24 protein-coding genes and 1 tRNA gene are annotated in these 24,922 nt (G+C 45.2%); 24 read left to right on the top strand and 1 reads right to left on the bottom strand.

What is annotated here, in order from left to right:
- Window positions 1-27: 27 nt before the first annotated feature.
- The 4 genes from ilvC (at window position 28) to ICW03_RS05720 (ending at window position 4,410) form a co-directional block, all read left to right on the top strand.
- On the top strand, window positions 28-1,044 hold the full coding sequence (gene ilvC, locus ICW03_RS05735) for a ketol-acid reductoisomerase (protein ID WP_068323077.1): 1,017 nt from the start codon (window positions 28-30) through the stop codon (window positions 1,042-1,044).
- A 55-nt stretch (window positions 1,045-1,099) separates the two neighbouring features.
- Complete coding sequence (locus tag ICW03_RS05730; protein ID WP_215350034.1) at window positions 1,100-1,747, top strand: phosphatidylserine decarboxylase; 648 nt, start codon at window positions 1,100-1,102, stop codon at window positions 1,745-1,747.
- Window positions 1,748-1,775: 28 nt separating this feature from the next.
- The gene (pssA, locus tag ICW03_RS05725; RefSeq protein ID WP_215350032.1) at window positions 1,776-2,639 is read left to right on the top strand and encodes a CDP-diacylglycerol--serine O-phosphatidyltransferase; all 864 of its coding nucleotides are present in this window, start codon (window positions 1,776-1,778) and stop codon (window positions 2,637-2,639) included.
- Between the two features lie 223 nt (window positions 2,640-2,862).
- Window positions 2,863-4,410 (top strand): 2-isopropylmalate synthase, encoded by a 1,548-nt coding sequence (locus tag ICW03_RS05720; RefSeq protein ID WP_215350030.1) that lies wholly within the window; start codon window positions 2,863-2,865, stop codon window positions 4,408-4,410.
- Window positions 4,411-4,422: 12 nt separating this feature from the next.
- Here the strand turns inward: ICW03_RS05720 and ICW03_RS05715 are convergent, their stop codons facing one another.
- A complete protein-coding gene (locus ICW03_RS05715) occupies window positions 4,423-5,016 on the bottom strand; it encodes a YSC84-related protein (protein ID WP_215350028.1) in 594 nt (197 codons plus the stop codon).
- 216 nt (window positions 5,017-5,232) lie between these two features.
- On the opposite strand from ICW03_RS05715, the gene rpsO reads away from it, so the two are divergent.
- From rpsO to nuoN, 20 genes are all read left to right on the top strand, one after another.
- Window positions 5,233-5,502, top strand: a complete 270-nt coding sequence (gene rpsO, locus ICW03_RS05710; protein WP_068323724.1) for a 30S ribosomal protein S15 — start codon at window positions 5,233-5,235, stop codon at window positions 5,500-5,502.
- Window positions 5,503-5,769: 267 nt separating this feature from the next.
- A complete protein-coding gene (gene pnp / locus ICW03_RS05705; RefSeq protein ID WP_215350026.1) occupies window positions 5,770-7,938 on the top strand; it encodes a polyribonucleotide nucleotidyltransferase in 2,169 nt (722 codons plus the stop codon).
- Window positions 7,939-7,962: 24 nt separating this feature from the next.
- Window positions 7,963-8,961 (top strand): NAD(P)H-quinone oxidoreductase, encoded by a 999-nt coding sequence (locus tag ICW03_RS05700; protein WP_215350025.1) that lies wholly within the window; start codon window positions 7,963-7,965, stop codon window positions 8,959-8,961.
- Between the two features lie 16 nt (window positions 8,962-8,977).
- Window positions 8,978-9,736, top strand: coding sequence for a triose-phosphate isomerase (gene tpiA, locus ICW03_RS05695; protein ID WP_215350023.1), 759 nt, complete (start codon window positions 8,978-8,980; stop codon window positions 9,734-9,736).
- A 22-nt stretch (window positions 9,737-9,758) separates the two neighbouring features.
- Complete coding sequence (gene secG, locus ICW03_RS05690; protein WP_215350021.1) at window positions 9,759-10,094, top strand: preprotein translocase subunit SecG; 336 nt, start codon at window positions 9,759-9,761, stop codon at window positions 10,092-10,094.
- Window positions 10,095-10,179: 85 nt separating this feature from the next.
- Window positions 10,180-10,264: transfer RNA gene (locus tag ICW03_RS05685), tRNA-Leu, on the top strand.
- A 108-nt stretch (window positions 10,265-10,372) separates the two neighbouring features.
- Window positions 10,373-10,732, top strand: coding sequence for an NADH-quinone oxidoreductase subunit A (locus ICW03_RS05680; RefSeq protein WP_012357790.1), 360 nt, complete (start codon window positions 10,373-10,375; stop codon window positions 10,730-10,732).
- A gap of 5 nt (window positions 10,733-10,737) precedes the next feature.
- Window positions 10,738-11,220, top strand: a complete 483-nt coding sequence (locus tag ICW03_RS05675) for an NADH-quinone oxidoreductase subunit B family protein (protein ID WP_011902891.1) — start codon at window positions 10,738-10,740, stop codon at window positions 11,218-11,220.
- Window positions 11,221-11,223: 3 nt separating this feature from the next.
- On the top strand, window positions 11,224-11,823 hold the full coding sequence (locus ICW03_RS05670) for an NADH-quinone oxidoreductase subunit C (RefSeq protein ID WP_068323054.1): 600 nt from the start codon (window positions 11,224-11,226) through the stop codon (window positions 11,821-11,823).
- 3 nt (window positions 11,824-11,826) lie between these two features.
- Window positions 11,827-13,080, top strand: a complete 1,254-nt coding sequence (locus tag ICW03_RS05665; protein WP_215350019.1) for an NADH-quinone oxidoreductase subunit D — start codon at window positions 11,827-11,829, stop codon at window positions 13,078-13,080.
- Between the two features lie 22 nt (window positions 13,081-13,102).
- Window positions 13,103-13,609, top strand: coding sequence for an NADH-quinone oxidoreductase subunit NuoE (gene nuoE, locus ICW03_RS05660; RefSeq protein ID WP_215350017.1), 507 nt, complete (start codon window positions 13,103-13,105; stop codon window positions 13,607-13,609).
- A complete protein-coding gene (gene nuoF / locus ICW03_RS05655) occupies window positions 13,606-14,904 on the top strand; it encodes an NADH-quinone oxidoreductase subunit NuoF (RefSeq protein ID WP_215350015.1) in 1,299 nt (432 codons plus the stop codon). The genes nuoE and nuoF overlap by 4 nt, the downstream gene beginning before the upstream one ends.
- 32 nt (window positions 14,905-14,936) lie before the next feature.
- Window positions 14,937-17,252, top strand: coding sequence for an NADH-quinone oxidoreductase subunit NuoG (gene nuoG / locus ICW03_RS05650; protein ID WP_215350013.1), 2,316 nt, complete (start codon window positions 14,937-14,939; stop codon window positions 17,250-17,252).
- A gap of 8 nt (window positions 17,253-17,260) precedes the next feature.
- Window positions 17,261-18,334 carry an NADH-quinone oxidoreductase subunit NuoH gene (gene nuoH, locus ICW03_RS05645; RefSeq protein WP_215350011.1) on the top strand — a complete coding sequence of 358 codons (1,074 nt, stop codon included), beginning with the start codon at window positions 17,261-17,263 and terminating at the stop codon, window positions 18,332-18,334.
- Between the two features lie 11 nt (window positions 18,335-18,345).
- On the top strand, window positions 18,346-18,837 hold the full coding sequence (gene nuoI, locus ICW03_RS05640) for an NADH-quinone oxidoreductase subunit NuoI (RefSeq protein WP_215350009.1): 492 nt from the start codon (window positions 18,346-18,348) through the stop codon (window positions 18,835-18,837).
- A gap of 21 nt (window positions 18,838-18,858) precedes the next feature.
- The gene (locus ICW03_RS05635; protein WP_068323033.1) at window positions 18,859-19,506 is read left to right on the top strand and encodes an NADH-quinone oxidoreductase subunit J; all 648 of its coding nucleotides are present in this window, start codon (window positions 18,859-18,861) and stop codon (window positions 19,504-19,506) included.
- Window positions 19,503-19,811, top strand: a complete 309-nt coding sequence (gene nuoK, locus ICW03_RS05630) for an NADH-quinone oxidoreductase subunit NuoK (RefSeq protein ID WP_215291988.1) — start codon at window positions 19,503-19,505, stop codon at window positions 19,809-19,811. Before ICW03_RS05635 ends, nuoK begins: the two co-directional genes overlap by 4 nt.
- Window positions 19,812-19,813: 2 nt before the next feature.
- Window positions 19,814-21,874, top strand: a complete 2,061-nt coding sequence (gene nuoL / locus ICW03_RS05625; protein ID WP_215350007.1) for an NADH-quinone oxidoreductase subunit L — start codon at window positions 19,814-19,816, stop codon at window positions 21,872-21,874.
- A gap of 24 nt (window positions 21,875-21,898) precedes the next feature.
- Complete coding sequence (locus ICW03_RS05620; RefSeq protein WP_215350005.1) at window positions 21,899-23,365, top strand: NADH-quinone oxidoreductase subunit M; 1,467 nt, start codon at window positions 21,899-21,901, stop codon at window positions 23,363-23,365.
- A 10-nt stretch (window positions 23,366-23,375) separates the two neighbouring features.
- Window positions 23,376-24,875: an NADH-quinone oxidoreductase subunit NuoN gene (gene nuoN, locus ICW03_RS05615; protein ID WP_215350003.1), complete on the top strand. Its 1,500-nt coding sequence runs from the start codon at window positions 23,376-23,378 to the stop codon at window positions 24,873-24,875.
- Window positions 24,876-24,922: the final 47 nt, after the last annotated feature.

Below are 24,922 nucleotides of genomic sequence, written 5' to 3'. Positions count from 1 at the left end.
ATTACATTTTCAATACAAGGAAAGAGCATGAAAGTTTTTTACGATAAAGACGCTGATTTGTCCCTCATTAAGGGCAAGAAAGTCACCATCATTGGTTATGGTTCACAAGGTCACGCACACGCATTGAACCTCAAAGATTCTGGCGTTAACGTTACTGTTGGTTTGCGTAAAGATGGCGCTTCCTGGAGCAAAGCAGCAAATGCTGGCTTGACAGTAAAAGAAGTTGGCGAAGCTGTTAAAGATGCAGACGTAGTAATGATGCTCTTGCCTGATGAACAAATCGCTGATGTTTACAACAAAGAAGTGCACGGCAACATTAAGCAGGGCGCTGCTCTTGCTTTTGCTCACGGCTTTAACGTTCACTACGGTCAAGTGCAGCCACGTGCTGATTTGGACGTGATCATGATCGCTCCTAAGGCTCCTGGACACACAGTGCGTGGTACATACGCACAAGGTGGCGGCGTACCTCATTTGATCGCCGTGTACCAAGACAAATCTGGTTCAGCACGTGATGTTGCTTTGTCATATGCGACTGCTAACGGCGGTGGCCGTGCTGGCATCATCGAAACAAACTTCCGTGAAGAAACTGAAACTGACTTGTTCGGCGAGCAGGCTGTTCTTTGTGGTGGCGCGGTTGAATTGATCAAAGCGGGCTTTGAAACTCTGGTTGAAGCTGGTTACGCTCCTGAAATGGCTTACTTCGAGTGCTTGCATGAGCTCAAGTTAATCGTTGACTTGATCTACGAAGGTGGTATCGCGAACATGAACTACTCAATCTCTAACAATGCTGAGTACGGTGAGTATGTAACTGGTCCACGTGTTGTTACAGAAGATACGAAGAATGCAATGCGTCAGTGCTTGAAAGATATTCAAACTGGCGAATACGCTAAGAGCTTCATCTTGGAAAACAAGGCGGGTGCTCCTACTTTGATTTCACGCCGCCGTTTGAATGCAGAACATGACATCGAAGTAGTTGGTGCTAAATTGCGCGCCATGATGCCTTGGATTGCTAAGAACAAGTTGGTTGACCAGACTAAAAACTAAGCTTAAAAGCGAAGTCATTAACCAATAGAAGTAAATAAAAAGGCTCAGAACAAAGATGATGTATCCACACCCCATTATTGCGAAAGAAGGTTGGCCGTATTTAGCGTTAGTGGGGGCGGTGACTTTACTTGTCCACTATCTTGGTGGCATTGCTTGGTCATGGCCGCTTTGGATCATCTTTATCTTTGTTCTGCAGTTCTTTCGCGATCCGCAGCGCATTCCTGCGATGGGTCGTGATTTAGTGTTATCTCCAGCTGATGGTCGCATTGTGGTTGTTGAGAAAACCAATGATCCTTATGCTGGTCGTGAAGCGCTCAAAATTAGCGTGTTCATGAATGTATTCAATGTCCACTCAAACCGAAGTGCGGTAAACGGTTTGGTTAAAGAAATTCAGTACTTCCCTGGTAAGTTTGTAAACGCAGATTTAGATAAAGCATCAACAGAGAATGAGCGCAATGCCGTTGTGATTGATGCTAATGGTCAAATCGTGACTTTGGTTCAGGTGGCTGGGTTAATTGCCCGCCGTATTCTTTGTTATATCCATGTCGGTGATCGCCTTAAGGCGGGTGAGCGTTATGGATTTATTCGTTTTGGTTCACGTGTAGATGTGTATTTACCGCTGACTGCAGAGCCGCTCGTTAGTGTTGGTGATAAAGTATTTGCAACAAACACAGCCTTGGCCCGTTTGCCAGGCTTAGAATGATTAGAAATATTATTCACTAGGACATTTTTTGACTACATTTCGCCGTCGTGGTCGCATAGACCGGAGTCGTCTCCCCCATCAGCATACCGCCACTTCAGATAAGCAGTGGGCCGAGGAGTTAGGGGATGGAGTTGATTACGAAGTAGAAGAGCTGCACCCACAAAAGCCCCGCTTACGTAGCAAGGGTATCTATCTCTTACCAAACGCTTTTACTACTGCCGCATTATTTTGTGGTTTCTTTGCTATTGTGAATGCAATGAACCATCAGTTTGAGATGGCTGCTATTGCGATCTTTGCATCTTTGGTTTTAGATGGCATGGATGGTCGAATAGCGCGTATGACTAATACTCAGAGTGCTTTTGGTGAGCAGTACGACTCTCTAGCTGATATGGTTTCCTTTGGTGTTGCGCCTGCGTTAGTGGCTTATGAATGGGCCCTAAAAGATTTAGGTAAATGGGGTTGGCTGGCTGCATTTACTTATTGTGCTGGTGCCGCTTTGCGTCTGGCTCGCTTTAATGTAAACACTGGCGTTGTCGATAAGAAGTTTTTCCAAGGTTTGCCAAGCCCAGCGGCAGGTGCCTTGATGGCTGGTTTTATTTGGTTGGCAGATGACAACAAGATTCCAGTGCGGGACACTGCAATTCCCTGGGTCACCTTCTTTATTGCTGTATATGCTGGCCTTACTATGGTTTCTAATGCTCGTTTTTATAGCGGTAAGGCCTTAGATGTTCGCTACCGTGTGCCTTTTGGCGTCATGGTTTTGATGATCCTAACTTTTGTTTTGATCTCATCAAACCCCCCATTGACTCTATTTGGCTTGTTTGTGGTGTATTCCATATCGGGCTATGTTATCTGGGCCTGGGAGCGACTTAGCGGAAAACGTTTTAGCTAATTCCATAATTTTGGGGTATAGTATTTCCATGACTATGAATTTCTCACTTTTATCTAGCCTTCTTCTACTAGCACTAAGCCTAAAGCTTGGGGCGGGTAAGGCCTGAGTTAATGAGATAAAAGATTCATTAGCCACCACATACCAGCCCCAGCTAATTGCTGGGGTTTTTGTTTTTAAGATCGAAGTTAATAGATTTACAAGTATTTAAAACCGGAGAGTAGTAATGAGCGACAAAGTAATCATTTTTGACACCACCTTACGTGATGGCGAGCAGTCTCCAGGCGCCTCGATGACTAAAGATGAAAAAGTGCGGATTGCCCGCCAGCTTGAGCGTCTCAAAGTGGATGTGATTGAAGCTGGTTTTGCCGCTAGCTCTGAAGGTGATTTCCAGGCGATATCTGCTGTTGCTGCTGCGGTAAAAGATTCAATAGTCTGCTCCTTGGCTCGCGCCAACGATAAGGACATTACCCGTGCTGCTGATGCCTTGCAGGCCGCTAATGCAAAACGCATCCATGCCTTTTTGGCAACTAGCCAATTGCATATGGCTGTGAAGTTGCGCATGTCTCCAGAAGAGGTTTTAGAGCAGGCTAAGCGTTCTATTCGTTTTGCGCGTAATTTAGCCGCTGATATCGAATTCTCTGCTGAAGATGGCTATCGTTCAGAGATGGATTTCTTGTGCCGAGTGGTGGAGGCAGTCATTAACGAGGGCGCATCCACCATCAACATTCCAGATACAGTTGGTTACGCAACTCCCGAGTTATATGGTGAGTTTATTAAGACCTTGCGTACTCGTGTGCCCAATTCAGACAAGGCGGTGTGGTCTGTGCATTGTCACAATGATTTGGGTATGGCGGTAGCGAACTCTTTGGCCGGCGTAAAAATTGGCGGAGCCCGTCAAATCGAGTGCACGATAAATGGTTTGGGTGAGCGCGCTGGTAATACTGCATTAGAGGAAATTGTGATGTCATTGCGCACGCGCAAGGATTATTTCGATATGGTCTGCGGTATAGATGCAACTCAAATCGTACCTGCATCTAAATTGGTTTCTCAAATTACGGGTTTTGTCGTTCAGCCTAACAAAGCAGTGGTTGGAGCTAACGCCTTTGCACACACATCAGGCATTCATCAGGACGGCATTTTGAAAAACCGTGACACCTATGAAATCATGCGCGCAGAAGATGTGGGTTGGTCAGCAAACAAGATTGTTTTGGGTAAGTTATCTGGCCGCAATGCTTTCAAACAACGCTTGCAAGAGTTGGGCATTACGGTCGAAGCCGAGGCTGATTTAAATGAGGCATTTACTCGTTTTAAGACCTTGGCTGATCAGAAGTCCGAGATTTTTGATGAAGATATTATTGCCATCATGTCTGATTCAGCAGCAGCAGAAGAGGGTGAGCATTACAAATTTATCTCCTTAAGCCAGCATTCTGAAACTGGTGAGCGTCCTAAGTCACGTGTGACTTTTCGCATGGGTGACAAAGAGATTAGTTCAGAAGCAGAAGGTAATGGTCCAGTTGATGCTAGCTTGAATGCTATTGAAGGTATTGCTAAGAGTGGAGCAGAGCAGTTGCTTTATTCAGTTAATGCGATTACTTCAGGAACGCAATCGCAAGGCGAAGTGACCGTGCGTTTAGCAAAAGGTGGCCGTATTGTGAATGGTGTTGGTACCGATCCCGACATCATTGCAGCCTCTGCGAAAGCCTACTTGGCAGCCTTAAATAAGTTGCATGATCCTAGCCAGGCTAAGCTCAATGCGCAGATGACGCCTTAAGCGTCTTCACCTCTATTTATTTAAGTCAGTATTTTTATAGTACTTGGTGCCTTTGCCGGTGATTTCAGCGGCAAGGCCTGAGTCGGTTAGTTGATACATTAAGACCCCTGGTGCAACAACCGTTGCATCCTGATAGGCGTCACCATCTTTTTCATACTTGGCGGCTGCAGTAACTTGCCCGCCAAAAGTCCAGCCTGAATTCACAAAATCATTCATTGCTGCATCAGTTTGAAAAACAAATATGTTCTGAAAGGATTTGATTCCAATTCCAAGGCCGGCTTGAACCTCTGCCATATTCATATAAACCGGCTTTTTATTTTTGCTGACGACTACGCCGCTACCTGTACCACCGCCAGCTATCAAAATTTTCATTCCAAAATTGCTGAAAGTGGCATAGCCAGTAGATTTTTCGATCGCATCCTTCGCTTTAGGCTGAATGGCATAGAGCTGCTTCAAGGTTTGTTCGCTCTTAGCAAGTATGTCCTGGCGTTGCTGAGCAACCGTCTTGTCTGATGCAAACGGGTTCGAAAATTGGGCAAAAACAGGGGCGTTTAGGCCAAAAGCCAGGAAAAGAAGGGTGCTGATGGTTCGAAAAAAGGCAGACATATTTGTAAATTATTGATTTATATAGATTATTTGCAATTAAACAAAGTATTCACCCCTAGAGAATACGAATACTTGTAAGCCAATTCCCTCTTTTGGTGTGTCGTCTGATACAATTCGATGGCTTTGATTTTTAAAGCTTTTTTGTTTTATTTTGTTAAACACGCACGACGCTTAATGGGTGAAAGCTCAGGTGTTCGCAAGTTAGGAGTATTAAAAATGGCAGTTGCTGATATTAAAACGGCGGAAATCGTCAAAGAAAACGCGCGCAGCGCAAACGATACGGGTAGTCCTGAAGTACAAGTTTCATTGCTCACAGCCCGCATCAATGAATTAACCCCCCATTTCAAGGCTAACGCTAAAGATCATCACAGCCGTCGTGGTTTGTTGAAGATGGTTTCACGTCGCCGTCGCCTCTTGGATTACCTCAAAGGCAAAGATTTGGATCGCTATCGCGCATTGATTGAGAAATTAGGTCTCCGTAAGTAATTCTTATCGGAATGCAATGCCATCTTTCTTAGGGTTGTTTCTTCGCAGAATCAGTCTTAAGCAGATGGCATGTTTTTTTGGGCGCTTTAGATCATTTGTGTAGGGGATTGTGTCATTCCAATGAGTTTCTGGGTTGTATGCAGAGCCTCCCTGGAATGGCATCCCTTGTGATCCGAAATCGCTCCAGTGTTGTCGTGACACTGCTTTATCCCACGACAAGCGTAATGCTCATGTGAGTCTTGCGTGAACAATTTGGAGAAGATCAGAATGACAATGTTTAAAAAAGCAGTAAAAAGTTTTCAATGGGGCAACCATCAAGTAACAATGGAAACAGGTGAGATTGCTCGTCAAGCTGGTGGTGCCGTTATCGTTAATGTAGATGACACAGTAGTAATGGGTACAGTTGTAGCCTCTAAGTCTGCAAAGCCAGGCCAATCATTTTTCCCATTGACTGTTGATTACTTAGAAAAAACTTACGCAGCTGGGAAGATCCCCGGTGGCTTCTTCCGTCGTGAAGGTCGTCCATCTGAAGGTGAGACATTAATCTCCCGTTTGATTGACCGCCCATTGCGTCCTTTATTCCCAGAAGGTTTCTTGAACGAAGTTCAGGTTGTAGTGCACGTGCTATCTATCAACCCAGACGTACCTGCTGATATTCCTGCTTTGATCGCAGCATCTGCAGCCTTAGCTGTTTCAGGCATCCCATTTGCCGGCCCAGTTGGCGCAGCACGCGTTGGTTATGCAAATGGCCAATACCTTTTGAATCCAACACGTACAGAACAAGCTACTAGTGAACTCGATTTGATCGTTGCTGGTACACAAGCAGCTGTCTTGATGGTTGAGTCTGAAGCAAATCAATTATCTGAAGAAGTCATGTTGGGCGCAGTTGTATATGGCCATGACCAAATGCAAACAGCGATCAATGCTATCAATGATTTAGTTCGTGAAGCAGGCAAACCTGAGTGGGATTGGACTGCAGCCCCTAAAGATGAGCCATTTATCGCTAAGGTAACTGCATTGGCTGAAGCGCCATTGCGTGAGGCTTATCAGATTCGTCAAAAGGGCGCTCGTTCAGACAAGCTCAAAGAAATTTCTAAAGAAGTAATGGCTAAGTTATCCGAAGAGGGTGATGTTGATGCTGTTGCTGTGAGCGACATCATGTTTGAAATCGAAGCGAAGATTGTTCGTAGCCAGATTTTGAATGGTGAGCCACGTATTGATGGTCGCGATACACGTACTGTTCGTCCGATCGAAATTCGTAATGGCGTATTGCCACGCACACACGGATCAGCATTGTTTACTCGTGGTGAAACTCAAGCATTGGTTGTTGCAACATTGGGTACTGCCCGTGATGAGCAGATCATTGACGCGCTCGAAGGTGAGTACCGCGATCGTTTCATGTTCCACTACAACATGCCTCCGTTTGCTACTGGCGAAACAGGTCGTGTAGGCAGCCCTAAGCGTCGTGAAATTGGTCACGGTCGTTTGGCTAAACGTGCATTGATTCCAGTATTGCCAAGTGCAGAAGATTTCGCATACAGCATTCGTGTGGTTTCAGAGATTACTGAGTCCAATGGTTCATCTTCAATGGCTTCTGTTTGCGGCGGCTGTTTAGCAATGATGGATGCTGGTGTTCCAGTTAAAGCACACGTTGCTGGTGTAGCAATGGGCTTGATCCTTGATGGCAATCGCTTTGCTGTGTTGACAGACATCTTGGGTGATGAAGATCATTTAGGCGATATGGACTTTAAAGTAGCAGGTACAGCCAATGGCATTACTGCTTTACAGATGGACATCAAAGTACAAGGCATCACTAAAGAAATTATGCAAGTAGCTTTGGCGCAAGCTAAAGAAGGCCGCTTGCACATCTTGAGCAAAATGCAAGAAGCGATGGGTTCAGTTCGTACAGAATTGTCAGCTCACGCTCCACGCATGGTTTCTTTCAAGATTCATCCAGACAAGATTCGTGAAGTAATCGGTAAGGGCGGCGCAACAATTCAAGCGTTGACCAAAGAAACTGGTTGCAGCATCGATATTAAAGATGACGGCACCGTAACTATTGCTTCCACATCAGCTGAAGGCATGGCAGAAGCAAAGGCACGTATTGAAGGCATTACTGCTGAAGCTGAGGTAGGGAAGATCTACGAAGGTCCAGTTGTGAAATTGCTCGAGTTCGGTGCTTTGGTGAATATTCTTCCAGGTAAAGATGGTCTCTTGCACATTTCTGAAATCTCTAACGAGCGTGTAAAAGAAGTTAAAGACTACTTAGCAGAAGGCCAAGTGGTTCGCGTGAAGTTGTTGGCTGCTGATGAGCGCGGTCGTTTGCGTTTATCTCTCAAGGCTGCGATGGCTGACGAGGGCGGCACGATTGCTCCTTTAGCTGGTGCTACTGAAGTGGTTGCTGAGGCGGCTCCAACATCTGGCGAGTCTGCTTAATTCCTTTGGTTAGCAGGAGCATTCATGCGCGTAGTTGAAATCAAAGAATTTGGCGCACCAGAGATGCTGGTGCCGGCCAGTCGTCCAGATCCAGTGGCTCCTGCTGCTGGTACTGGCGAAATTTTGATCAAAGTTTTGGCCGCTGGGATTAATCGCCCTGACGTTTTACAACGCAAAGGACACTACCCAGTTCCAGCGGGTGCATCTGATATTCCTGGTCTTGAGGTGGCTGGTGAGATTGTTGGCGGTGATTTATCTCATCCTGATAATGTATTTGGACTCAAGCTTGGCGATAAAGTGTGTGCATTAGTTCAAGGTGGTGGCTATGCAGAGCTATGTACCGCACCTGTTGCGCAGTGCTTGCCATACCCTAAAGGATTTAGTGACCAAGAAGCTGCTGCTTTGCCTGAAACTTTCTACACCGTTTGGAGCAATGTCTTCATGCGTGGTGAGTTGGCTGAAGGCGAGACTTTATTAGTTCAGGGTGGTTCCAGTGGTATTGGGGTTACTGCAATCTTGATTGCAAAGGCATTAGGCCATAAAGTTTTTGTGACTGCTGGCACTGATGAAAAATGTGCAGCCTGTGTTGCTTTAGGTGCTGACCTTGCTATTAATTACAAAACTCAAGATTTTGTTGAAGAGGTTAAAAAAGCTACAGATGGCAAAGGTGTCAACGTCATTCTGGATATGGTTACCGGCACTTATGTGCAAAAAGAAATCGACTGCCTAGCTGATGATGGTCGTATTGTCATCATTGCAATTATGGGTGGCTCAAAGGCTGAAGTGAATACTGGCCAAATTTTGCGTCGTCGCTTAACGATCACGGGTTCAACTTTGCGCCCACGCCCAGTTTCATTCAAAAAGCAGATTACAAAGCAGCTCTTTGAGAATGTTTGGCCCTTGCTCAATGCGGGGAAACTCAAACCAGTGATTTACAAGACATTCACGCTAGATCAGGCCGCTGATGCTCATGCTTTGATGGAGTCATCTGAGCATGTTGGCAAGATTGTTTTAACTGTATAGAAAATTCAATACCCTTATGCGACCACTCATCGTTATCGGCAATTGGAAAATGAATGGCAGTCTTGCAAGTAATCAAGACTGGATCAAGACCGTTGCTCGTGGCATGGAGAGTGGCATGCCATCAGGTCGTAAGTACGCTGTATGTGCACCATTTCCATATTTGTCGCAGTGCGCAGAATTAATTAAAGCGCATTCAATGGCGTTTTTGAGTTTAGGTGCGCAAGATGCATCTGCTCACAGTTCAGGTGCCTATACCGGTGAGGTTTCAGCTTCAATGCTCAAAGAATTAGGCTGTACCTACGTCATTGTTGGCCACTCAGAACGTCGTCTAATGCATCATGAGGTTGATGAAATTGTTGCCGCTAAAGCGCTTCAAGTGCTGGATAACGGTATGACACCAGTCATTTGCGTTGGCGAGACTGCTGATGAAAGAAATTCCGGCCGGGCCGAAGAAATTGTTTGCTCACAGGTTGCTAAACAAGTCAGCGTTCTGCAGGATCGCTTGGCTGACTGTCTGATTGCCTATGAGCCTGTTTGGGCTATTGGCACCGGAAAAGTTGCTAGTGCCCAGGTAGCTCAAGACATGCATCGAGCTATTCGTTTGCAATTGGCTGAATTTAATGAAGATGTAGCTTCTCATGTCGGAATTTTGTATGGCGGCAGTGTCAAACCTGATAATGCCGTTGAGTTGTTTGCCATGCCGGATATTGATGGTGGATTGGTTGGGGGTGCTTCACTAAATCCTCAGGACTTTCTATCCATCTGCCAGGCATAGATTTTTTATTTGGAGATAAGCTGTGGAATGGTTTAAGACTTTATTAATCGTATTGCAGGTAATTTCAGCCTTGGCTGTGATTCTCTTGGTTCTGTTGCAGCAGGGCAAAGGCGCCGATATGGGTGCAGCCTTTGGTTCTGGCTCTTCTGGCAGCCTCTTTGGCGCTAGTGGCTCAGCCAACTTCCTTTCTCATGCGACAGCTATTTTTGCTGCTGTTTTCTTTATCAGCACCCTGGGTATTACCTGGATTGGTAACAAGAAAGAAGTGAGCCCTGGTGTGCTTTCTGGAACGGTAGCCCCAGCAGCAGCTCCCGTTGCCCCAGTTCAGGACCCTAGCAAGCCAGCAGTTCCTAAGTAAAAAAGTAGGTTTTACGTATTTAACTGCCCTAAAAATAGGGTAGTTCAGTTGTGCAATGCAGTAGAATTGATGGGTTTTGCAAGATGCCGACGTGGTGAAATTGGTAGACACGCTATCTTGAGGGGGTAGTGGCTTAGGCTGTGCGAGTTCGAGTCTCGCCGTCGGCACCAAAAATGAGTATTGATAAGGGTTTTTGCTCTAAATCAATACTTTATGTAGTGGAATAATTAATAATTTGCTGCTTTTAGGATTTACCAGACAAACGAATCAGGGCTATTTTGAATCTCGCTAATTACTTTCCTGTTCTGCTTTTTATCCTCGTAGGTATTGGGGTGGGATTAGTCCCCATGTTCCTCGGAAAAATTTTGGCTCCTTCGAAGCCTGACGCTGAAAAACTCTCTCCATATGAGTGCGGTTTTGAAGCTTTCGAAGATGCGCGTATGAAGTTCGACGTACGCTACTACTTAATCGCCATTCTCTTCATCCTGTTTGACTTAGAAACTGCATTCCTGTTCCCATGGGGTGTAGCTTTGCGTGATATTGGATGGCTTGGCTACGCCTCTATGGTGATTTTCTTGTTGGAATTCATTGTGGGATTTGTATATATCTGGAAAAAGGGCGCTCTCGACTGGGAGTGATAGATATGGCATTAGAAGGCGTTCTCAAAGAAGGTTTTGTAACCACTACAGCTGACCAGTTGATTAACTGGACTCGCAATGGTTCTTTATGGCCAATGACCTTTGGTCTGGCCTGCTGCGCGGTAGAGATGATGCATGCTGGCGCATCTCGTTATGACTTAGACCGCTTTGGCGTAGTGTTCCGCCCATCACCACGTCAATCAGATTTGATGATTGTGGCTGGTACCTTATGCAACAAGATGGCTCCCGCTTTGCGAAAAGTTTATGACCAAATGCCTGAACCACGTTGGGTGATCTCAATGGGTTCTTGTGCAAATGGCGGTGGCTACTACCATAACTCGTATTCAGTTGTTCGCGGTTGTGACCGCATCGTGCCAGTGGATATTTATGTCCCTGGTTGCCCTCCAACTGCGGAAGCGTTGATCTACGGAATTATTCAGCTGCAATCCAAGATCGCACGTACCAGCACGATTGCGCGGAAGGCTTAAATCATGTCAGATCGCTTAAATCAATTAGCTGCTAATTTAGAAAAAGTTTTAGGTAAGCGCGTTCAATCAATTGAGATTGCATTAGGTGAAGTTACTGTTGTTGTTAACGCAGATACCTATTTTGAATCCGCCATGTTGTTACGTGATGATCCATCTCTTGCTTTTGAGCAATTGATTGATTTGTGTGGTGTAGATTATCAAGACTTCCGTGAAGGCGCGTGGGGCGGTCAACGCTTCGGTGTTGTGAGCCATTTGCTTTCTATTGAGCATAACTGGCGCTTGCGTGTGCGCGTATTTGCACCTGACGATAGCTATCCATTGGTTGCCTCAATTACTCCGGTGTGGAATTCCGCTAACTGGTTTGAACGTGAAGCGTTTGACCTCTACGGTATTTTGTTTGATGGTCATGACGACTTACGTCGCATCTTGACTGACTATGGCTTTATTGGTCACCCATTTAGAAAAGATTTCCCAATCAGCGGTAATGTGGAAATGCGTTATGACCCAGAGTTAAAGCGCGTTGTCTATCAGCCAGTCACGATTGAGGCTCGCGAAATTACTCCACGCATTGTTCGTGAAGAGCAGTACGGAGGTCCGGTTTAAGTCATGGCACAAATTAAGAACTACACCCTCAATTTTGGTCCTCAGCATCCTGCTGCACACGGCGTATTGCGTTTAGTGCTTGAGCTCGACGGCGAAGTAATCCAACGCGCCGATCCGCATATTGGTTTGTTGCACCGTGCTACTGAAAAATTAGCAGAAACTCGTACATGGATTCAAAACGTTCCCTACATGGATCGCTTGGATTACGTTTCTATGATGTCCAATGAGCATGCCTATGTCATGGCCATTGAAAAGTTATTGCAAGTAGATGTTCCATTACGTGCTCAGTACATCCGTGTAATGTATGACGAGCTAACTCGCCTATTAAATCACTTACTCTGGATTGGTTGCCATGGTCTTGACGTTGGCGCGATGGCTGTGTTCCTTTACGCCTTCCGCGATCGTGAAGATATCTTTGACATGTATGAAGCAGTATCTGGCGCACGTATGCACGCTGCTTACTATCGTCCAGGCGGTGTTTATCGTGACTTGCCAGATCAGATGGCCCAGTACGATAAATCTAAGATTCGTAGCGCTTCTGCGGTAAAGCGTTTGAATGAAAACCGCAGCGGTACCTTATTGGATTTCATTGAGCAATTTACTAATGGCTTTGACGCCAATGTCGACGAGTATTGCAATCTCTTAACGGATAACCGTATTTGGAAGCAACGCTTGGTAAATATCGGCATCGTTACTCCTGAACGTGCATTGCAGCTTGGCTTTACTGGCCCTATGTTGCGCGGCTCTGGTATCGAGTGGGATTTGCGTAAGAAGCAGCCATACGAAGTGTATGACCGACTTGATTTTGATATTCCGGTTGGGGTAAATGGCGACTCCTATGATCGTTATTTAGTTCGCATGGAAGAAATGCGTCAATCTAATCGCATCATCAAACAGTGCGTGGCTTGGCTAAAAGCAAATCCAGGTCCTGTCATGAGCGATAACCATAAGGTTTCTCCACCGAAGCGCGTGGATATGAAAACCAATATGGAAGAATTGATTCACCATTTCAAACTCTTTACTGAAGGTATCCACGTCCCTGATGGCGAGGCTTATTCTGCTGTTGAGCATCCAAAAGGTGAGTTTGGTATTTACTTGATTTCAGATGGCGCCAATAAACCATACCGCATGAAGATTCGTGCACCTGGATTTGTACATTTATCTGCAATGGATGAAATGTCACGTGGCCATATGTTGGCTGATGCGGTGACCATTATCGGTACCCAAGATATCGTGTTCGGGGAGATTGACCGCTAATTAGCGTGCCAAGGATTATTTAATGACTACAACTCTTCAACTATCCGACAAAACAATGGCCGATATTCATCGCAATATCGCCAAGTACCCACCAGAGCACAAGCAATCTGCAGTAATGGCTTGTTTAATTGCCGCTCAAACAGAGGTGGGCTGGGTTACTCCTGAAGTCATAGAGACTATTGCTCAGATCTTAGAAATGCCAAGCATTGCAGTGGATGAGGTGGCCACTTTCTACAACATGTACAACACCAAAAAAATTGGTAAGTACAAATTGGTAATTTGCACAAACTTGCCATGCCAGTTAACGCATGGTGAAACTGCTGCTACATACCTCAAAGAAACACTCGGCATTGGCTACAACGAAACAACTCCATGCGGCACGTTTACTCTGAAAGAGGGCGAGTGCATGGGTGCATGTGGTGATTCACCAGTAATGCTCGTGAATGACAAGCGTATGTGCAGCTTCATGAGCAAAGAAAAGATTGATGCATTGTTAAATGAATTACGTGCAGAAGGGAAAGCAGCATGACCAGCTTGCACGATCGTCATATCAAGCCGCTGATCCTTGCTGGATTAAATGGTGATAACTGGCGTTTAAAAGATTACGAAAGCCGTGGTGGGTATCAGCAATTACGTCGTTTAATCAACGATAAAGTTGCGCCTGATGCCATCATTGCAGAATTGAAAGCTTCATCACTACGTGGACGTGGTGGTGCGGGCTTCCCGACTGGTTTGAAGTGGAGCTTTATGCCACGTCAATTCCCGGGGCAAAAATATTTAGTTTGTAATAGTGACGAAGGTGAGCCTGGTACTTTTAAAGACCGCGACATCATGCGTTACAACCCACATGCTTTGATTGAAGGCATGATTATTGGTGCATACACCATGGGTATTGCAACTGGCTACAACTATATCCACGGTGAAATCTGGGAAGTGTATTCACGCTTTGAAGAGGCCCTGGAAGAAGCGCGCGCTGCAGGTTATTTGGGCGACAAAATTTTAGGTAGTGATTTTTCATTCCAATTGCATGCATCTCCAGGTTGGGGTGCTTACATTTGCGGTGAAGAAACTGCATTGTTAGAGTCCTTGGAGGGAAAAAAGGGTCAGCCACGCTTTAAGCCTCCTTTCCCAGCAAGCTTTGGTTTGTATGGCAAACCAACAACGATTAACAACACCGAAACATTCGCTGCTGTGCCATTCATTTTGGCAATTGGTGGTCAGGCTTACTTAGATCTTGGTAAGCCTAATAACGGTGGAACAAAAATCTTCTCTATCTCTGGGGATGTAGTTCACCCAGGTAATTATGAGATTCCTTTAGGCACCCCATTTGCAGAGCTATTGAAGCTTGCTGGTGGTATGCGTGATGGCAAAGCATTAAAAGCGGTTATCCCTGGTGGTTCATCTTCTCCAGTTGTGCCTGGCGCGCAAATGATGGAACTCACCATGGATTACGACAGCATTGCAAAAGCTGGATCGATGTTGGGTTCAGGTGCTGTGATTGTGATGAATGAAACACGTTGTATGGTTCGCGCATTAGAGCGCTTGTCTTACTTCTATCACGAGGAATCATGTGGTCAGTGCACCCCTTGTCGTGAAGGTACTGGTTGGTTATGGCGCATTGTTCACCGTATTGAGCATGGCAAAGGGCGTCCAGAGGATTTGGATTTGCTCAATGACGTAGCAGCAAATATTCAAGGTCGTACGATTTGCGCTTTGGGTGATGCAGCAGCGATGCCAGTACGCGGCATGTTGAAGCATTACATGGATGAATTTGTGTATCACGTAGAACATAAGCGCTGCTTAGATTCTGCAAAACCTTTATAAAGATTTAGAGCACGGGATATCTAAAAGTGAGCATGGTAGAAATCGAATTAGATGGTAAGGCAGTAGAAGTTCCGCAAGGTTCGATGGTGATGCACGCCGCGAATAAGCTCGGCACCTACGTACCTCACTTCTGCTATCACAAGAAATTATCAATCGCTGCCAACTGCCGTATGTGCTTGGTGGAGGTTGAAAAAGCCCCCAAACCTTTGCCTGCATGTGCAACACCAGTTACTCAAGGTATGAAGGTGTTTACGCATTCAGCTAAAGCAGTTGAAGCGCAGCGTTCTGTAATGGAATTCTTGCTCATTAACCACCCATTAGATTGCCCAATTTGCGATCAAGGCGGTGAGTGCCAGTTACAAGATTTAGCGGTAGGTTACGGCAAATCCAATTCTCGCTACGACGAGGAAAAGCGCGTTGTATTCCATAAGAATGTTGGACCATTGATCTCCATGCAGGAGATGACTCGTTGTATTCACTGCACACGTTGCGTTCGCTTCGGCCAAGAAGTGGCTGGGGTGATGGAATTAGGTATGGTCAACCGTGGTGAGCATTCAGAAATTACTACTTTCGTAGGTCAGACAGTGGATTCAGAGCTTTCTGGAAACATGATTGACTTATGCCCAGTGGGCGCTTTAACCAGCAAGCCATTCCGTTATGCAGCGCGTACTTGGGAATTAGGACGTAAGCGTTCAGTAAGCCCGCACGATAGTTTGGGTGCAAATACCACCGTTCAAACTAAAGCAAATAAAGTAATGCGTGTTGTAGCGCTTGAAAATGAAGCAATTAATGAATGCTGGATTAGCGATCGCGATCGTTTCTCCTATGAAGGTTTAAATAGTACTGATCGTGTAACTACGCCAATGGTGAAGCAGGGTGGCCAATGGTTAGAAACTGATTGGCAATCAGCGCTTGATTATGTTGCACATTCATTGAAGACTATTTCAGCGGAAAGTGGTTCTGAGGCAATCGGTGCTTTAGCCCACCCAATCTCCAGCACTGAAGAATTACATCTCTTGCAAAAGATGGTTCGCGGTTTAGGCTCTAAGCAAGTAGAAACTCGTTTGCGCCAATCTGATGTTGCTGCTTCTGTAAGCGCGCCATGGCTCGGTATGCCGATTGCCAAAATCAATGAATTAGATCGCGTTTTAGTTGTTGGTAGCTTTTTGCGTAAAGATCAGCCCGTATTGGCGGCTCGGGTTCGTACTGCAAGCAAACGTGGATTACAGGTAACCCGTATTGATGCTGGTGGTGACGACTGGTTAATTCCAAGTAATGGCATCTCTGCTGCTCCAAGCGCGTGGCTCAATGCATTAAGTGAAGTTGCTCAAGCAGTAGCTAAAGCAAAATCAGTTAGCGCACCTGCTGGCACGGCTAACTTAGCAGTCTCGCCTGCAGCCCAAAAAATTGCAGACAGTCTGATTTCTGGTGAATCAGCGGCTGTATTGCTTGGGTCTGCTGCTATTGCGCACCAACATGCGTCTGACTTACATGTACTGGCTCAATTTATTGCAGAGCAAACCGGTGCAACTTTAGGCTTCTTACCTGTTGGCGGCAATTCAGTTGGCGCCTCACTGGTTAACGCTAACGGAGCTGGTGTTGAATCGGTTCTGTCTGGCGAGCGCCGTGCGGTGATCTTGATGAATATCGAGCCTGATGCAGACCTTCCAAATCCAACTGCAGCACGTGCTGCTTTGGCAAAGGCAAACACAGTTATCGCATTGAGCGCTTACAAGAGTGCAGATTTGCTTGAGGTGGCTGATGTCATTCTGCCAATTTCAACATTCTCAGAAACAGTTTCTACATTTGTAAACCTAGAGGGTAGAGCCCAAACTGTTCAACCTTCAGTAAAACCATTGGGCGATTCACGTCCGGCATGGAAAGTCATTCGTGTGCTCGGCGGTCTTTTGGGTCTTGATGGTTTCTTATTTAATCTTCCTGAAGAAGTCTTGGGGGAAGCGTTACCTGAAAACTATTGCACTCGCTTGAGCAATAACACTCCAGCTACATCTATTGCCAATGGAAATGCGGCTCCTATGAATGGTCTTGAGCGCTTGGCTGATGTCAATATCTATGCCGGCGACCAAATTGTTCGTCGTTCATCAGCGCTGCAACTTACACGTGATGCAAAACGTGGCAATCAAGCTGGCTTAAATCAAAAGACATTCTCTGAATTAGGCTTGAAAGAGGGCGATGCTGTGCGCGTTACTCAAGGCAGTCAGACGGTAGATATGCCAGCAACATTAGAAGTAAACCTAGCGCCAGGCGCCGTCAGAATTTCTGCTGGCACTATGGCTAGTGCGAAATTGGGCTCTATGTTTGGCCCTGTAACTGTTAGTAAGGCATAAGGTCAGAGATGGATAATTTCTTGAACCTCGTTACCACCCAAGGTGAAGCTATTTTTGGTTCTTTGTGGCCATTGGTTTGGGCTTTGGTGCGCATCGTCATTATCGTATTGCCAATGTTTGGTTGTGTAGCTTACTTAACCCTCTGGGAACGAAAGCTCATCGGTTGGATGCATATTCGTCTTGGTCCAAACCGTGTTGGTCCATTAGGTTTGTTGCAGCCAATTGCAGATGCATTAAAGCTTTTGATGAAGGAGATTATTGCTCCGGCACAAGCAAGTAAAGTTCTTTATTTCATAGCGCCAATTATGGTGATCATGCCTGCGTTTGCAGCATGGGCAGTCATTCCATTTCAAGCCAAGATGGTTTTGGCTGATGTTAATGCTGGTTTGCTTTACATCATGGCTATTTCATCGATCGGTGTTTATGGCGTGATTTTGGCTGGCTGGTCATCTAATTCAAAGTATCCGTTCCTTGGTGCCATGCGCGCATCAGCCCAAATGATTTCATACGAAATTGCGATGGGCTTTGCATTGGTAACCGTGTTGCTTACTTCTGGCTCCCTAAACTTAAGCGCAATCGTTGCATCTCAAGAACAGGGTGTATTTGCAGATATGGGTCTGAATTTCCTTTCTTGGAATTGGCTCCCATTGCTACCGATGTTCTTGATTTACTTTATTTCTGGTGTTGCCGAAACTAACCGTCATCCATTTGATGTGGTTGAGGGTGAGTCTGAGATTGTTGCTGGACACATGGTTGAGTACTCAGGCATGTCTTTTGCGATGTTCTTCTTGGCTGAATACGCCAACATGATTTTGATTGCAGCTGTTGCTTCCATCATGTTCCTAGGTGGCTGGTTACCGATTGTTGATTTGCCAATCTTGCGCGACATTCCAGGTTTCTTCTGGTTATTTGGCAAGACATTCTTCCTCTTGTCTTGTGTGATCTGGTTGCGTGCCACATTGCCACGCTATCGCTATGACCAAATCATGCGTTTGGGTTGGAAGATCTTTATTCCCATCTCCGTATTCTGGGTGGTTGTTATCGGCGCATGGGTTGTATCCCCATGGAATATTTGGAAATAAGTTGACCAATCATGTTTAAGAAAATTTCCCAATTCCTCGATAGCTTGATGCTCAAAGACATCCTTACTGGTATGTCGATTACTGGCCGCTATCTTTTCAAGCCAAAAATTACTGTTCAGTATCCGGATGAGAAGACACCATTGTCTAATCGCTTCCGCGGTTTACACGCACTCCGTCGTTATGAAAATGGTGAAGAGCGCTGCATTGGTTGCAAACTCTGTGAAGCAGTATGCCCAGCTTATGCAATTACTATTGAAACCGCTGAGCGTGATGATGGAACTCGTCGCACCAGTCGTTATGACATTGACTTAACAAAGTGCATTTTCTGTGGATTCTGCGAAGAAGCGTGTCCAGTTGATGCAATTGTTGAAACTAATATTTTTGAATATTTTGGCGATAAGCGTGGCGATCTGTATTTCACTAAAGACATGCTTTTGGCTGTCGGCGATAAGTATGAAAAAGATATCGCCGCTAACCGTGCAGCTGATGCACCTTACCGTTAATCGAATTGAGCTGAACTGAATATGACATTCGATCCATCTACTTTGTTTGCTGTTTTTTTCTACGGCTTTGCGGGCTTACTTGTTATCTCTGCATTGCGCGTGATTACAGCTCGTAACCCAGTCCACGCAGCTTTATTTTTGGTATTGGCATTCTTCTGCGCATCTGGTCTTTGGATGTTGCTCAAAGCCGAGTTTTTAAGTCTTGCCTTGATCTTGGTTTATGTTGGCGCGGTGATGGTTTTATTCCTTTTCGTGGTCATGATGCTCGATTTGGATTTAGAGCACTTGCGTCGTGACTTCAAAAAATTCCTACCGGTTGCCTTCTTGATGGGTGCCGTTATTGTTCTTGAACTATCTATAGTGATCATTCGTAGTTTTATTGGCACTAATGCACCAGTTCAGCCAATGCCTGAAGAAATGATGGCAAACAATACTCAAGCTTTGGGCATGCTGATCTTTGTTGATTATGTTTACGCGTTTGAAGTTGCTGGAGTGATCTTGCTGGTAGCAATTATTGCTGCCGTTGCTTTGACCTTGCGTAATCGCAAGGACTCTAAGTCACAAAATATTCACGAACAAGTCAATGTGGTTGCGGCAGATCGTATGCGCATTGTGAAAATGGGTTCAGACATGGCTGCAAAGCAAGATACAAGAGGAGAGAAGAAATGAACATTACTCTCGCTCACTACTTAGTATTAGGTGCAATTCTCTTTGCAACTAGTGTTATTGGTATTTTCTTAAATCGTAAGAATGTGATCGTATTGCTGATGGCAATCGAATTGATGCTTCTTGCGGTCAACATGAACTTTGTTGCCTTCTCTCATTACTTGGGAGATATGGCGGGTCAAGTATTCGTATTCTTTATTTTGACAGTGGCAGCTGCTGAAGCAGCTATCGGCTTGGCAATTTTGGTTGTGCTCTTCCGTAAGGTTGACACCATTAATGCCGAAGATCTTGACCACCTTAAAGGCTAGTCATGCAATTGACCTTAAATATTCCTGTACTCTGCGCAATTCCATTGGCGCCATTGGTTGGCTCCATCATTGCCGGATTCTTTGGCACTAAATTAGGCGGCAATCGCATCGGACACGGCGCAAGTCAATTTGTAACCATCTTAGGCGTCACAATTGCATTTGTTTTGTCTTGTAATGTTTTAGTACAAGTGATGGATGGTTTCTATTTCAATGGAACCGTTTACCGCTGGATGCAATTGGGTGAGCTCAATCTGGATATCGGTTTCTTAATTGACCCCCTAACAGCGACGATGATGTGCGTAGTGACCTTTGTGTCGCTCATGGTTCACATCTACACCATTGGTTATATGCATGGTGAAGAGGGTTATAACCGCTTCTTCTCTTACATTTCCTTGTTTACCTTTGCCATGTTGATGCTGGTAATGAGTAATAACCTATTGCAACTTTTCTTTGGTTGGGAAGCAGTTGGCGTAGTTTCTTATTTATTGATTGGCTTCTACTTTGAACGTCAATCTGCCGTGTTTGCCAATATGAAGGCTTTCTTGGTTAACCGCGTTGGTGACTTTGGTTTCATCCTTGGTATCGGCATTTTGTTGGCTAGTACAGGCTCGATGCAATACGACGTTATTTTTGCTCAGAACTCTGCTTTAGCTGCGCAAACATTGCCTGGCACCAGCTGGAATTTAATGACTGTTGCTTGTATTTGCTTGTTCATTGGTGCAATGGGTAAATCGGCTCAATTTCCATTGCATGTTTGGTTGCCTGACTCAATGGAAGGTCCAACTCCAATTTCTGCATTGATTCACGCTGCAACCATGGTTACCGCTGGCATCTTTATGGTGTCGCGCATGTCGCCTTTATTTGAGTTGTCTGATGCTGCATTGAGCTTCATCTTAGTGATTGGTTCCATCACAGCACTCTTTATGGGCTTTCTTGGTATTGTCCAAAACGATATCAAGCGAGTGGTTGCTTATTCAACCCTGTCGCAGCTGGGGTATATGACTGTTGCTTTGGGTGTTTCTGCTTACCCAGTAGCCATCTTCCACTTGATGACTCATGCTTTCTTTAAAGCCTTATTGTTCCTTGCAGCAGGTAGTGTGATTCTTGGCATGCACCATGAACAAGACATGCGTAAGATGGGTGGTCTCTGGAAATACATGCCAATTACTTGCCTCATGATGTTGCTTGGCAACTTAGCGCTTGTAGGTACGCCATTTTTCTCAGGCTTCTATTCAAAAGACTCCATTATTGAAGCGGTAGCAGCAAGCCATATTCCTGGTTCTGGATTTGCATACTTTGCGGTTATGGCGAGTGTATTTGTAACAGCCTTGTATTCATTCCGTTTGTATTTCTATGTATTCCACGGCAAAGCACGCTGGGGTCACGATGATGTACACGCGCATGATCATCATCATGATCATGCAGAGCAGGGCGATGACCATGCGCATCATGGATTGGCTCCAGGTCAAAAACCACACGAATCACCATTTGTAGTGACCTTGCCTTTGATTCTCTTGGCTATTCCATCTGTGATCATTGGTTTCTACACAATCTCACCATTGTTGTTTGGAACATTCTTTGGTGATTCAATCTTTATTGATTTAGTACGCCATCCAGTGATGAAAGAGTTGGAAGATGAATTCCACGGTCCAGTTGCTATGGCGATTCATGCATTTACTTCGCCTGTATTGCTATTAGTAGTGTTAGGTGTACTTACTGCAGCTATCGGCTATTTATGGGCACCTAAATTGCCCGGCAAAGTTGCTGAAACATTTGCACCAATTAAGAAATTGTTTGATAACAAATACTACCTCGATGAAATCAACCAAGCTGTATTTGCTAAGGGCCTCATTTGGATCGGTGGATTCCTATGGCATCGTGGCGACCAAAAGGTTATCGATGGATTCTTCGTTAACGGCAGTGCTCATACAGTAGGGCGCTTTGCTGGAGTTATTCGCCATTTGCAATCCGGTTATCTATATCACTATGCTTTCGCAATGATTGCGGGCCTAGCGGTATTGTTAGCTTGGGTTTTGTACGCTTATCTGCCTTTTGTTCGCTAGGCCTTTGTTACTTAAGTAGCCACTATGATTCTTTCTTACGCCATCTGGACCCCGATTGTCTTTGGACTCATTATTTTGTTTTATGGGTCTGAGAAGCCATCTGCCGGCGTACGCTGGTTAGCTCTAATTGGTGCCGTACTCGGCTTTATTGCAACTCTTCCATTGGTGATTAATTTTGATATTGCCAATTCTGGAATGCAGTTTGTAGAAAAGATTAGCTGGATTCCGCGCTACGACATTAACTATTACCTAGGTATCGACGGTATCTCCGTTTGGTTTATTGTCCTCACAGCTTTTATCAACATCATTGTGGTGATTGCAGCATGGGAAGTTATTGAAACCAAAGTATCTCAGTACATGGCTTCTTTCATGATCCTGTCTGGATTGATGATTGGCGTATTTTGTGCGCTTGACGCATTATTGTTTTACGTCTTCTTTGAGGCTACCTTGATCCCGATGTACATCATCATTGGTGTGTGGGGTGGTCATAATCGTATTTACGCTGCATTCAAGTTCTTCTTGTATACCTTGCTTGGCTCTTTGCTTACATTGATTGCCATGCTGTATCTGTACAACGTAACTAATACCTTTGATATCTTGGCTTGGCAAAATGCACGCTTAGACATCGTTGAGCAGATCCTATTATTTGCTGCATTCTTTATGGCATTTGCTGTGAAAGTGCCAATGTGGCCATTGCATACTTGGTTGCCAGATGTGCACGTTGAAGCTCCAACCGGTGGCTCCGTAGTCTTGGCTGCAATTATGTTGAAGCTCGGCGCTTACGGTTTCCTGCGTTTCTCATTGCCTATTGCTCCAGATGCAAGTCAATATTTGGGACCATTTGTAATTTTCCTATCTTTGGTTGCTGTGATCTACGTAGGTGCGGTTGCTTTAGTCCAGAAGGATATGAAAAAGCTGGTTGCTTATTCATCTGTAGCGCATATGGGTTTTGTAACCCTAGGCTTCTTCCTCTTTAGCCCTTTGGGTATTGAGGGTGGCATTGTGCAGATGATTTCTCACGGCTTTGTTGCTGGCGCAATGTTCCTTTCTATTGGTGTGCTTTATGACCGTATGCATACCCGTCAGATCGCCGATTACGGTGGCGTAGTACACCGCATGCCAGCTTTCACTGCATTTGCAGTATTGATGGCAATGGCTAACTGCGGTTTACCTGCAACATCAGGATTCGTTGGCGAGTTTATGGTGATTTTGGCTGCCGTTGATTATGACTTCGTCATTGGTATCTTGGCTGCAACAGCCTTGATCCTGGGTGCTGCGTATTCTTTATGGATGGTCAAGCGCGTATTTTTCGGCACGATCAATAACGCTCATGTAGAAGAGTTGAAAGACTTAAACTGCCGTGAATATTTCTTGATGGCAGTTCTATCGATCTGCGTGATTGGTATGGGTGTTTATCCAAAGCCATTTACCGACATTATTCATCCAGCTGTGATTAATCTGCTGCAGCATGTTGCTGTTAGCAAACTCTGAGTAAGCACAAATGCAAGCATTCGACCTATACGCCATCCTGCCGGAACTTGTTTTACTGATAGCAACCTGCTTGCTGTTGGTTGCAAGCGTTTACGTTCCTGAGAGAGTGATATCAACTCCTGGCGTGGAACAAGATGTTTTCCATACCCCACGTGGCGTAGGATTTGTCTACTTCTTCACAATCATTTTGTTGGTTTACTTGGTATTTGCATTTGTGGGTCGCATGGGTGATCCAGCTCTAGTTGCAATGAATGGTTTATTTCAGTCAGACCCTTTCTCAAACTTGCTTAAAGCGTGTTCTTGCATTGCTGTATTGGTAAGCTTGATTTATTCCAAACAGTATTTGATGGATAGAGCTTTATTCCGTCCGGACTTCATCGTATTGGCTTTACTCGCCTTGCTTGGTCAATTTGTATTGATCTCTGGCGCAAATTTGTTGACCTTGTATCTCGGTCTCGAGTTAATGGCGTTACCAACTTACGCTCTAGTGGCGATGCGCCATAGTAGCGAGAAGAGTGTTGAGGCTGGTATTAAGTATTTCATCTTGGGTGCATTGGCGTCAGGCTTCTTGCTTTATGGCATGTCCATGCTTTATGGCGTTACTGGCTCTTTGGATCTCATTGAAATTTTCAAGGTAGTAGCTGATCCTAGAGTTAATCACTTGGTGATGGCTTTCGGTTTGGTATTTATCGTAGCTGGCTTGGCATTTAAATTAGGCGTGGTGCCATTTCATATGTGGGTACCTGACGTTTATCAAGGTGCACCAACGGCTGTAACTTTGATGATCGCAGCAGCTCCAAAGCTGGCTGCTTTTGCATTGTTGTTCCGTTTGTTAGTAAACACCTTGTTGCCATTGCTAGGTGACTGGCAGCCGATGTTGGTGTTGTTGGCAGTCTTATCTCTAGTTGTCGGTAACGTTACTGCGATCGCTCAAACTAACGTTAAGCGTATGCTGGCTTACTCAGCTATTGCGCAAATGGGCTTCGTTCTTTTAGGCATGTTATCTGTATTTGATGATCATGCTTTTAGCGCTGCAATGTTCTACGCCATTACTTATGTTTTGACTACTCTAGGCACCTTCGGCCTGTTGATGGTTCTGTCACGCAAGGGTTATGACTGCGAAACCCTGGATGGTTTAAAAGGTCTTAATAAGAAGCACCCATGGTTTGCCTTTATTGGTCTTGTGATGATGTTCTCCCTGGCTGGTATTCCGCCAACAGTTGGCTTTGCTGCTAAGTTGGGCGTTCTTGAGGCATTGGTAGATGCTGAACATACTTTCTTGGCCGTTATTGCTGTGATTGCATCATTGATCGGCGCTTTCTACTACCTCAGAGTTGTCAAGGTAATGTACTTTGATGAGCCTGAGCATGAGATCACTGTCAGCGGCTCTGGTTTTGCTAAAGGCATCTTGGGTTTAAATAGTATCCTCGTATTGGCTATTGGCATTGTTCCTGCTGGTTTAATGAGTCTATGCTTGGATGCCATGCGCCGCACCTTGTTGGGCTCCTAATCAATAGTGCGGCATTACGTAAGGCTCCTTAGGGAGCCTTAATTATT

Source organism: Polynucleobacter sp. MWH-Aus1W21 (assembly GCF_018687275.1).
GTDB lineage: Bacteria > Pseudomonadota > Gammaproteobacteria > Burkholderiales > Burkholderiaceae > Polynucleobacter.
The sequence above is the reverse complement of the archived record's forward strand: the minus strand, read 5'-3'. Positions and strand labels throughout refer to the sequence as shown.